This is a genomic window from Pseudomonas sp. RIT-PI-r (genome assembly GCF_001297015.1).
Taxonomy (GTDB): Bacteria; Pseudomonadota; Gammaproteobacteria; order Pseudomonadales; family Pseudomonadaceae; genus Aquipseudomonas.
In genome coordinates this window covers 20,052-31,050 of the sequence record NZ_LIGE01000003.1, presented here as the reverse complement: position 1 = coordinate 31,050, position 10,999 = coordinate 20,052, and the positions used below count along the sequence as shown (strand labels likewise).

The following is a 10,999-nucleotide window of genomic DNA, read 5'->3' as shown; positions in this document are numbered from 1 at the left end:
CTTTCGCTCTTGCATGAAATTGCAGAGCTGTCAATGTGCCAAAGTCGCTTTCTCTGTGCATCTGTAATTAGTTGTCGCATTGAAGAAATATCGGCTTCGGGCCTGTCGTTAGAATGCCGATCACTCGCTCATCGTGGCTGACGTTGAAACCTGCGACGGTTTCAATGGGAAATTTCCCACCGATGCAGCAACCGATTTCCCGATTCACCCATTCGCATATTGGGCTGTCGCTCACTCTGCCGTTTTTGCCCTTTACCGATGGAGTCCCAAGATGAAGAAACTTGTGCTGCTTGGCGCCCTGGCACTGTCCGTGCTGTCGATGAACGCCTTCGCTGACGAAAAACCTCTGAAGATCGGTATCGAAGCGGCTTACCCTCCGTTCGCTTCGAAAGCGCCGGATGGCAGCATCGTCGGTTTCGACTACGACATCGGCAACGCTCTGTGTGAGCAGATGCAGGTCAAATGTGTGTGGGTCGAGCAAGAGTTCGACGGTCTGATCCCGGCACTGAAAGTGCGCAAGATCGACGCGATCCTGTCGTCCATGTCGATCACTGAAGATCGCAAGAAGTCGGTCGACTTCACCAACAAGTACTACAACACCCCGGCACGTCTGGTCATGAAGGCCGGTACTCAGGTCAGCGAAGGTCTGGCTGAGCTGAAGGGCAAGAACATCGGCGTACAACGTGGTTCGATCCACGAGCGTTTCGCCCGCGAAGTCCTCGCGCCACTGGGTGCCGAGATCAAGCCGTACGGCTCGCAGAACGAAATCTACCTCGACGTGGCTGCCGGTCGCCTCGACGGTACCGTGGCTGACGCTACCCTGTTGCAAGACGGTTTCCTCAACACCGACGCCGGCAAAGGCTTCGCGTTTGCAGGTCCAGCGTTCACCGACGTCAAATACTTCGGCGATGGCGTAGGCATTGCAGTGCGCAAGGGCGACGCCCTGAAAGACAAGATCAACGCTGCCATCGCGGCCATTCGCGAAAACGGCAAATACAAGGCAATCCAGGACAAGTACTTCGCCTTCGATATCTACGGCAAGTAACACGTCTCTGCGACAAGTCCGAAATGGCGCAAGCAACAGGATCTCTGCGGTTTGCGCCATTTTTTCATCCCAACTTTCGAGGACCTGAATCATGTTGAAAGGCTACGGGGCTGTCATCCTCGATGGCGCATGGCTGACGCTTCAGCTCGCCTTGTCGTCCATGGCTCTGGCCATCGTTCTCGGGCTGATCGGTGTCGCGTTGCGCCTGTCGCCGGTGCGCTGGCTGGCCTGGCTGGGCGATCTGTATTCCACGGTGATCCGCGGGATTCCCGATCTGGTGCTGATCCTGCTGATCTTCTACGGCGGTCAGGACTTGCTCAACCGCGTGGCGCCGATGCTCGGCTATGACGATTACATCGACCTGAATCCATTGGCCGCCGGTATCGGCACCCTCGGTTTCATCTTCGGTGCGTACCTGTCGGAAACCTTCCGTGGCGCGTTCATGGCGATCCCAAAAGGTCAGGCCGAAGCGGGCATGGCGTATGGCATGAGCAGCTTTCAGGTGTTCTTCCGGGTGATGGTGCCGCAGATGATTCGCCTGGCGATTCCGGGCTTCACCAACAACTGGCTGGTATTGACCAAGGCCACCGCGCTGATTTCCGTAGTCGGTCTGCAAGACATGATGTTCAAGGCCAAGCAGGCGGCAGATGCCACCCGCGAGCCTTTCACCTTCTTCCTCGCTGTGGCGGCAATGTACCTGGTGATCACCAGTGTCTCGTTGCTGGCATTGCGTCACCTTGAGAAGCGCTACTCGGTAGGCGTAAGGGCGGCTGATCTATGATCTTCGACTACAACGTCATTTGGGAGGCCATGCCGCTGTACCTCGGCGGCCTGCTGACCACCCTCAAACTGCTCGCGCTGTCGCTGTTTTTCGGTCTGCTCGCGGCCCTGCCGCTGGGGCTGATGCGCGTCTCGAAGAACCGGGTCGTCAACGGTGCCGCGTGGCTTTACACCTACGTGATCCGTGGCACGCCGATGCTGGTGCAACTGTTCCTGATCTACTACGGTCTGGCGCAGTTCGAAGCGGTACGCGAAAGTATCTTCTGGCCGTGGCTGTCCAGCGCAACGTTCTGTGCGTGCCTGGCCTTTGCGGTCAACACCAGCGCCTACACCGCTGAAATCATCGCCGGCAGCCTCAAGGCCACGCCGAATGGTGAGATCGAAGCGGCCAAGGCCATGGGCATGTCGCGCTTCAAACTGTACAAGCGCATCCTGCTGCCGTCGGCCCTGCGCCGGGCGCTGCCGCAGTACAGCAACGAAGTGATCATGATGCTGCAGACCACCAGTCTGGCTTCCATCGTGACCTTGATCGACATCACTGGCGCGGCGCGCACGGTCAACGCGCAGTTCTATCTGCCGTTCGAGGCGTACATCACCGCTGGCGTGTTCTACCTGTGCCTGACGTTCATTCTGGTCAAGCTGTTCAAACTGGCCGAGCGTCGCTGGTTGAGCTACCTGGCCCCGCGGAAGCACTGATATGGAACGCATCGACCACGTATTGCCGTGGAGCCATCTGGGCAGCGAGCGCAAGATTTCGGTGTTCCGCTTCGGCCATGGCGAGCGCAAGGCCTACATTCAGGCCAGCCTCCACGCTGACGAATTGCCGGGCATGCGCACCGCCTGGGAGCTGAAAAAGCGCCTCGGTGAACTCGAAGCCAAAGGCCTGCTCAACGGTGTCATCGAACTGGTGCCGGTCGCCAACCCGTTGGGGCTTGGGCAGTTGCTGCAAGGCAATCACCAGGGCCGTTTCGAGGCCGGTAGCGGCAAGAATTTCAATCGTGATTTCGTTGAGCTGAGCGCGCCGGTTGCGGCAGCATTGGCTGATAGCCTTGGTGATGATCCGCACGCCAATGTGCGCCTGATCCGTCAGGCCATGGCCGACCATCTCGCCGCATTGCCCGAGGCGAGCAGCCAGTTGCAAGGCATGCAGCGCGTGTTGCTCAGCCATGCCTGCACCGCCGATGTGGTGTTGGATTTGCACTGTGATGCTGAAGCCGCGCTGCACATGTACGCGTTGCCGCAGCATTGGCCGCAGTGGCGTTCGCTGGCGGCGCATCTGAATGTGAAGGTCGGATTGCTGGCGGAAGATTCCGGCGGCAGCTCGTTCGATGAAGCCTGTTCGCTGCCGTGGTTGCGACTATCGCGACAGTTACCCGATGCGCAGATTCCGTTGGCGTGTCTGGCGACGACAATCGAATTGGGCGGTCAGGCCGATACCGGTCGCGCTGAAGCTGAAGCGTATGCTGAAGGCATTCTCGCGTTCCTCGCCGAGCAAGGCCTGATCACTGGCGAGTGGCCGAACCCGGCGCACGAAGCCTGTGAAGGCATGCCGTTCGAAGGCACTGAATTGCTGCTCGCACCGCACCCTGGCGTGGTGAGTTTTCTGCGCAAGCCCGGCGAATGGGTCGAGGCGGGCGACGAGATTTTTGAAGTGATTGATCCTGTGTCCGATCGGGTCAGCACGGTGTGTGCTGGTACCTCCGGGGTGCTGTTTGCCATTGAACGGCTGCGTTATGCCCAACCCGGTTTCTGGCTGGCCAAGGTGGCGGGGCGCGAAGCGCTGCGTCACGGGCGCTTGCTCAACGACTGACTGACTGTTTTTGTGAGAACCGACCGCATGTACAAACTTGAAGTCCAAGACCTGCATAAACGCTATGGCAGTCACGAAGTGCTCAAGGGCGTGTCCCTGAAAGCGGCAGCCGGCGATGTGATCAGCATCATCGGCTCCAGTGGCTCCGGCAAAAGTACTTTCCTGCGCTGCATCAACCTGCTCGAGCAGCCGCACGCGGGCAAGATTCTGCTCAACAACGAAGAGCTGAAACTGGTGGCGAACAAGGACGGCGCGCTGAAAGCCGCTGATCCGAAGCAGCTGCAACGTATGCGTTCGCGCCTGTCGATGGTGTTCCAGCATTTCAACCTGTGGTCGCACATGACTGCGCTGGAAAACATCATGGAAGCGCCGGTGCATGTGCTTGGCGTGTCCAAGGCCGAAGCCCGCGAGAAAGCCGAGCACTACCTGAACAAGGTCGGCGTGGCCCATCGTAAAGATGCGTTCCCGGGGCACATGTCCGGTGGTGAACAGCAGCGTGTGGCGATCGCCCGTGCGCTGGCGATGGAACCTGAGGTGATGCTGTTCGACGAACCGACTTCGGCCCTCGACCCCGAGCTGGTGGGCGACGTGCTGAAAGTCATGCAAGCGCTGGCTCAGGAAGGTCGCACCATGGTCGTGGTGACGCACGAAATGGGCTTTGCCCGTGAAGTGTCGAATCAACTGGTGTTCCTGCACAAAGGTGTGGTTGAAGAAAGCGGCAACCCGCGCGAAGTGCTGGTCAATCCGCAATCAGAACGTTTGCAGCAATTCCTCTCGGGCAGTCTCAAGTAATTCAGGGCTGCCGGTATGCACCGGAATAGTGCATGCTTCGCAACCTGAAGGCTGGCTCCATTCCACTGTAGGAGCTGCCGAAGGCTGCGATCTTTTGATCTGTTTTTGAGGATCAAAAGATCGCAGCCTCGTTTTACTCGTCAGCTCCTACATTGGGATAAGTATTCCAGTCCCGATGGTGGATCTGCGTCAGGCTCAAGATTTGTGTTCATTTTCGGGCTAGCATTGGCCCTTGCCTTCATCACTGTTCTTCGCTTCGGATTGCCCGCCCATGACTGCCCATCGAATTGGTTTCCTGATTTGGCCCAGCACTAAAGCGTTGACGCTGGCGCTGGCGGAGGAGGCCTTGCGTGTTGCTCAGCGTGTGCATCCGGACGTGGTCTACGAATTGTCCTTCCTGCAGGCCGAGCCGCCGGCCGAAGGTGCCTGGCAATTGCCCGGTGAAGCGTGGACCGGCAAGCTCGAAAATTTCCAGAAACTGTTCCTGCTCGCTGACGAGCCGCCGACCACGCTGGCGCCGGCACTCAGCAGCGCACTCAAGCAACTGGTGCGTGCCGGTTGCGTGATCGGCGGTCTGTCCGCTGGTGTGTACCCGTTGGCCCAACTCGGCTTGCTCGACGGCTATCGCGCTGCCGTGCACTGGCGCTGGCAGGACGATTTCGCCGAGCGTTTCCCCAAAGTCATCGCCACCAGTCATCTGTTCGACTGGGATCGCGATCGCCTGACCGCGTGCGGCGGCATGTCCGTCCTCGATCTGTTGCTGGCGGTGCTGGCCCGCGATCACGGTGCGGAACTGGCCGGCGCAGTGTCGGAAGAACTGGTGGTCGAGCGCATCCGCGAAGGTGGCGAGCGCCAGCGTATCCCGTTGCAGAATCGTCTCGGCTCTAGCCATCCGAAGCTCACCCAGGCGGTATTGCTGATGGAAGCCAACATCGAAGAACCGCTGACCACCGACGAAATCGCCCAGCACGTGTGCGTGTCCCGTCGTCAGTTGGAGCGGATCTTCAAGCAATACCTCAACCGTGTGCCGAGCCAGTACTATCTGGAATTGCGCCTGAACAAGGCCCGGCAGATGTTGATGCAAACCAGCAAGTCGATCATCCAGATCGGCCTCTCGTGTGGCTTCTCTTCGGGGCCGCACTTCTCCAGCGCCTATCGCAACTTCTTCGGCGCCACGCCGCGGGAAGATCGCAACCAGCGGCGCAGCAGCAGCCCGTTCGAATTGTCGTCGGTACCGCCAGAGCGCGGTTGAAAGGCCTTGCTCGGCGAGCAGGTTGATCACTCGTCGGTCTCGGAATCTTCCGACGTCGACACTTCGAGTTCTGCCCGGTTGATGACCACCTCCACCCCAAAGTCCACACGATAGTTCCGGAAGTAAGCGAGCAGGCGCTGCACGCTCGCTTCGGAGAATGGGTTGTTGCGCAGATTGATCTTCTCGCCGCGTTCCGCTGGCAGTTCGAGGATGTCACTGGGGACGTCAGTGATTGCGTTGTCGTTCAGTGCCGCCAGGTCCAATTGCTCAAGCTGCAGCAGGCCCGATGGCAGCGTGGTGATCCCGGTGTTGTCGAGCAGCAGTCGGGTCATTTCCGTCATCTGACTGACGTCCGGTGCTTCGCCCAAGGGGTTGTCGCTCAGGTCGAGATGTTCCAGCCGATGCATCTGCGCAAGCTCGACAACGGCCTGTGGCGTGAGCGTGATGTGGCACTCCGAGAGCGACAGATGAGTCAGATCGGCCATTCGAAATACCGCGTCGGGGATCTGCTCGAGTTGGTATTGGCGAAGTGTCAGGCCTTTTAGTTTGGGAAACGTCTGTAGAAATCTCTCGATGCCGGATGTCCGTCCCGGTCTGCTTGTCATGTAGAGATGTGATACATGGCTGAAGTCGGCGTCGAGTTCGGGCAGTTCGCCGTTGATGGTGGAGGTCAGGTTCAAGTCGTGGGTCGGTTCGTTGTCCTGATCGAAGTCATCTTCATCCATCTCCCGTCGCCAGCTCTGCTCCAGAATGCTTTTGAATTCATGCCGCGCTGCGTGCTCGCTCAGTACTTCGTCCAGGGTGAAGGGTTCACCGCTGATCGGATGGAGCGCAGGCAGATCGGTTACCCAGGTTGCCAGCCCGGAACTCAAGCTGCTGAATTCGTGCTCTAGGCGCGCGACTTCGCTTCGTCCTTCGGCCAACGTCCCGGGCAACAGGTAAAAAAACTCGCTGGCCTGCTCCTGATCCAGGTGCGTGTACAAAGCTTGCACGCGTTGCAGGTCGGCCGGTTCAGCCAAAACGCCCAAGTCCTGCCGTGTTTCGTTGAAGCGACGTTTGATTCGTTCGCGGTCGGTCACACTGATCGGATTGCCGCCAAGATCGAAGCCGTCCGACGTACTGTCGGGCAGTTCGAAGAGCGCTGCGGGCAGCGCGTGAATCTGGTTGTCATTGAGCAAGGCGGTTTGCAATTTTGGGCGGCTCAGCAGGCCGCTGGGCAGTTCGGAAATGCCGGTTTCCGAGACGTCGATGTAATTCAGTCCGGGCATCCGTTCTACATTGGGTGTGAGTCCGAGCGGGTTCTGGAACAGGTCGATAGTTGTCAACTTCGTCAGTTTGCTCAGGCTTTCCAGGCTTTGCGGTGTAAGAGTTATGCCGCAATCGGAGAGTATGAGTTCTTGCAGCTGAGGCGACTGATTGATTGCCTCCGGCAGGTTGCCGAGGCGAAAGCCGCGCAGGGCGAGTCGATGCAAATCCGAAAAGGAGCGAAGGAACTGATGCAAGCCTTGAGTGCTCTCGGCGCCCTCCATGGTCAGGTGGTCGACATGGCTGAAGTTGACTTCGAGCGCCGGCAGTTCGCCGATGATCGGTTGAGCCAGGCGCAAATCGATCATGTGCTCGGAGTCCATCGGCAGCGAAACTTGCTGTTTCCAGCAATCCAGTAGGTCGACCCGCATCTGCCGGCGCCGAATTCGCTGAATGGCATATTGCTCGGTAGTGAGTGGGGCGCCGGTTTCGGGGTGGACAACAGGGATCGCATTCACCCAGGGATTCAGAACTTCGTCGAGCCGACCTCGTTCGATAAACAATCGGTTCAATTCCCCGCGTGGCCCGCTTGGATGACGTTGCAAGCGCTCGACAAAAGCCTCCAGTTCTTCGGGCAACAGATGCGGCAGCAGCCGGTGAGCATGGGATTGCAAAGTCGGAGTGTTGGTGGGCATGCGTCGGAAACCGGTAGTGCCGCCGAGCAGACGCATGACGCTTGGGTCGTAGGCGGGTTTGCGGTTCGGGTTTTGCGAGAGCAGGGTCAGCAGCTCGTCTCGGTTCAGGGAGTGTTGGCGAATCAGCAGATTGAGTTTTTCACTTTCGCCGATGCCAACGTTCAGTGCCAGCCGCTCGGCATCAGGCAAGGCTTGCAGCAGATTGAAAAGCAGGGGGCCAGGAGCACTAAGCTGTTCACCAGCATCGTCAAAGGGTTGGTATTGTCCCTGTTCGGTCAGCACCAACACTTTGCGAGTGGTGGCGTCCAGCGGGCCAATGCTGTCGATCAGGGGGCCGGAGTGTGCGTAGTGTCTGACTTCCAGGCGCAATGATTGCGACCAGCCTGGCAGCCTCGGCAGCGAGTGCATTATCAGTCGATCAGTATCCAGATTGTCCTGCGTGGCTTTTAGCTCCAGCCCCTCCAAAGCACGCGTCGCACGCACCTGCAGGCCGATCTCGCGGGTAAGCTCGGCGAGCCGGCGGGGCAGTACTGTGTGCTGGAGCTGTTCGCGTTCGAAATCGCTAGTCGTTTCAAGAATGGATTGCGCGAGGGTCTTTGGCAGCCCCGGTTCGGCATCCATCAGCACCTGAACCAAGGGGGCGGCGTTGCGTTGCAGGCTGCGATATTTATCCTCGAACAGGCTTTGCCTTTTGCGGTGCGCCAGTTCAGCAATCCGTCGGCGCAAAGTCCGGGTGCGGCTCTCAAGCGTCGGCGGCGAGGTATGGGGTTTTTCGCCCAGTAACGTTTTTGCATCGACTTCCGACAAGCGCAGCAGACAGGTCTTGAGCAGATTACCGGCGTCGAGTCTTGAGGCATCAATCTGTAGAAGCGGGACGTCCACCGTGGGTGTTTGCCAAAGTACCTTTCCTTTGCGACCAACCAGGCGCACACCTTTGTCGGCAGGCCAGTCGCCGCTCTCATGTAGCAGTTTCAGTTGGATGACCGGATCGGCCTGGAGGTAATCTTCGGCGCGTTCGCTACCGATCTGCTCGATGAATGTCTGAATGTCAGCGTCCAGATGCCAGCGCAGCAAGGTGTCGGCCAGCAGAGGCGGCATCTGCCCAAGTTCGACGTGCATTTTGCGCAAGGCATTTTCCTCGCAGCCACTGATGTCCAGCAGGCGCTCCTGCAGACTGAGCGGCAGTTGGCGCATGTGCGGATCGCTACGGCTCAACAGCGTCTTGCGTTCCCAGTCCAGCGGCTGATCGAGTTCGGTTTGCCAGACTCCGGCCTGGTTGTGCTTGAGTTCGGGTTTATAGGCTTCGGGGCGAACGGGGTGGTCGATGCGGTATTGCGCTGACGGGCTGTCCCGGCTGACCGCGTAAAGTTTGTCTTCCAGAGCCAGCAGGGTTTTACCTTGATGAGCATGCAAGCCCAGCGCATCGGGTTTTGCATCTTTGGGCAGGGAGGTGGTCTGCTCGTAAAGGTGCAGGTCGGGTTGCCAGTACCGTGAGGTGCCATTCGGCAGTTTTGCCGGGGTGAGCCGGTCAATGAACGCAATCACTGATTCCGGCAGTAGCGCGCGAAACTGGCTTGCCGCGATGACCCCGCCTGCTGCGAAAGCACCGACCTGGACGACGGATTCCACAGCGTCCATGAAGTGTTCGAATGCCTCGCGGGACGCGCCTTGCGCCCAATCGACGATGCCTTCAAAGGTTTCGTCGAGCAGTTGATAGGCGGTATACGCCAACATCAGCTCGCCGAGAAATGGCACGAATGGCAACGCGATGAAGGCGACAATGTTGAGCAGGGACGCAGCCACTTCGCTGAACGAATCCCAGAGCGCCCAGCGAGCCTGACAGTCGACCGCTGCCGTGGAGACGCAGACAACCCGTGCATCGTTGAGAATTTTGTCGAGTTTTCGTTGGTAGAGATAAACCCACAAGTCGCCTTTGATCGTTGTTGCGGCCATTTGCAGAGGCGCGCGTTCGACTGGATTCTCGCGCCAGGTGGGGCGCGGATCACCGTTGGAAACCGGTTGCCAGGTGATCGGCAGAAGGCGATTGTTCAACTGGCCGAAGAAATGCCCACGATCCTCATGATTGATGAACCGACTGAAAAAAGATTGATAGTCCTGATCTCGCAGGCGTTGTGTCAGGTGCCGGGCAAACTCGCCGGTGCTGGGGTATTCCCTGATCGGATGCTCCGGGTCATCCGGAATGTAGACCACCACTCTTGATGTCGTGTCCGCACTCTCGAGGTTGGGAGCGAACAGCACGATACCGGTCAGTCGGGCGTTCATGATTGTCAGCGCATGACATTGCCAGGACTGGCGATTCAGGCGCAGATACTTCAAGCCATCGAGCAAGCCGAGAATCAGCCGGTGGATATCTCCGCTCAGCAGTTTTTGCATGTAGGCCATTTGCAGCGCCGTTATCAGGGCCGCTTTGTCACTGGCTTTGACATTGGTTTGCAGGATCGCTGCGACTACGGGATTGCTGATGCCGAGGTTGTCTTCCAGATAACTTTTGTAGCGCTGACCAATGTCCAGATCACGGCACAGTTTCGTAAAGGCCGGGATAGGCATTTTTTCGCGAATCTTTGGCAGCGCGCTGAACTGTCCCTCGGGTGTAGGGCGGCTGATATAGGCGGAGGTGGTTTCGAAGGCGTCGTCCTTGGTTTCGCGGCTTTCAAAGTTATGCAGTGCGGCGTCCACCAAGGCGACCGTCCAGGTGCGCGCGGCGCCCGACTTGAGCCCAGGCAACGGCGCATGCGCAGGGATGTAAAGGCGCATGAAGATTTGCCTGACATCGAGGTTCAGCCCGAAATGTTTTTCTATCTCGACACCCAGCAATAGTTCGGCGAAGGACCGGGCATCCAGCAGGCGTGCGAGGTTTTGCTCGACGCGGTTTTGCGCAGCCCACTGCAATGCATTGAGCGCGCGCAATTTCTCGTGCTCTTTGCGTGGTGCTTGCAGGAGCGGGGCGGAAAGCTGTGGCGTGGTTTTTTTCAGCGCGTCGCGCCTGTGGGTCGGCGCCTGGCTGAGCCACGGCGCAATGGCATCGAGCAGAGGTTGATAGTGCCTGTCGGGCTTGGGCAGCAACGCTAAGTCGGATGGCGATGCGTGGAGGGCTGGATTTTCATCAGTCATAAGAGCGGCCGTTTGCCTTGGAAAGTTCCATAGCAAACCCTGGGAAACGCATCGATGTGCGGTACATATATACCGCACAACGAAAAACACTCTTGAGTAAGATCTCCAGCAGTCCTGCGCAAACGGCGGCGTGCAGTTTAAACTGCGCCTTTGCGACGCTATATGTCGCATTGCCGTAAACCCGGGAAAATCCGGGGTTTGCGCTATAAGAAGTTGTCGCTTGGCGGCAAGGCCGGGCTGAAAACTGT

7 protein-coding genes are annotated in these 10,999 nt (G+C 58.6%); 6 read left to right on the top strand and 1 reads right to left on the bottom strand.

Annotation, left to right across the window (positions count from 1 at the left end; genetic code table 11):
* Positions 1-271: 271 nt before the first annotated feature.
* From AK821_RS00165 to argR, 6 genes are all read left to right on the top strand, one after another.
* Complete coding sequence (locus AK821_RS00165; protein WP_038366516.1) at positions 272-1,045, top strand: ABC transporter substrate-binding protein; 774 nt, start codon at positions 272-274, stop codon at positions 1,043-1,045.
* 91 nt (positions 1,046-1,136) lie between these two features.
* Positions 1,137-1,826, top strand: coding sequence for an ABC transporter permease (locus AK821_RS00160; RefSeq protein WP_016773583.1), 690 nt, complete (start codon positions 1,137-1,139; stop codon positions 1,824-1,826).
* Positions 1,823-2,521: an ABC transporter permease gene (locus tag AK821_RS00155; protein WP_064387587.1), complete on the top strand. Its 699-nt coding sequence runs from the start codon at positions 1,823-1,825 to the stop codon at positions 2,519-2,521. Before AK821_RS00160 ends, AK821_RS00155 begins: the two co-directional genes overlap by 4 nt.
* 1 nt (position 2,522) lies before the next feature.
* Entirely contained in the window at positions 2,523-3,635 is a 1,113-nt protein-coding gene (locus AK821_RS00150; RefSeq protein ID WP_064387586.1) for a M14 family metallopeptidase, read from the top strand.
* Between the two features lie 27 nt (positions 3,636-3,662).
* On the top strand, positions 3,663-4,427 hold the full coding sequence (locus AK821_RS00145; protein WP_003227281.1) for an ABC transporter ATP-binding protein: 765 nt from the start codon (positions 3,663-3,665) through the stop codon (positions 4,425-4,427).
* A 271-nt stretch (positions 4,428-4,698) separates the two neighbouring features.
* Positions 4,699-5,679, top strand: coding sequence for a transcriptional regulator ArgR (gene argR / locus AK821_RS00140; RefSeq protein WP_064387585.1), 981 nt, complete (start codon positions 4,699-4,701; stop codon positions 5,677-5,679).
* Between the two features lie 26 nt (positions 5,680-5,705).
* On the opposite strand, the gene AK821_RS00135 is transcribed toward argR, so the two are convergent.
* Complete coding sequence (locus tag AK821_RS00135; protein ID WP_236708287.1) at positions 5,706-10,922, bottom strand: dermonecrotic toxin domain-containing protein; 5,217 nt, start codon at positions 10,920-10,922, stop codon at positions 5,706-5,708.
* Positions 10,923-10,999: the final 77 nt, after the last annotated feature.

What these genes read in the sequence shown, in the direction of transcription:
- AK821_RS00165 (WP_038366516.1), top strand. Translation starts at nt 272, where the DNA reads ATGAAGAAACTTGTGCTGCTTGGCGCCCTGGCACTGTCCGTGCTGTCG.
- AK821_RS00145 (WP_003227281.1), top strand. Translation starts at nt 3,663, where the DNA reads ATGTACAAACTTGAAGTCCAAGACCTGCATAAACGCTATGGCAGTCAC.
- AK821_RS00150 (WP_064387586.1), top strand. Translation starts at nt 2,523, where the DNA reads ATGGAACGCATCGACCACGTATTGCCGTGGAGCCATCTGGGCAGCGAG.
- AK821_RS00135 (WP_236708287.1), bottom strand. Translation starts at nt 10,922, where the DNA reads ATGCGACATATAGCGTCGCAAAGGCGCAGTTTAAACTGCACGCCGCCG.
- AK821_RS00160 (WP_016773583.1), top strand. Translation starts at nt 1,137, where the DNA reads ATGTTGAAAGGCTACGGGGCTGTCATCCTCGATGGCGCATGGCTGACG.
- AK821_RS00155 (WP_064387587.1), top strand. Translation starts at nt 1,823, where the DNA reads ATGATCTTCGACTACAACGTCATTTGGGAGGCCATGCCGCTGTACCTC.
- argR (WP_064387585.1), top strand. Translation starts at nt 4,699, where the DNA reads ATGACTGCCCATCGAATTGGTTTCCTGATTTGGCCCAGCACTAAAGCG.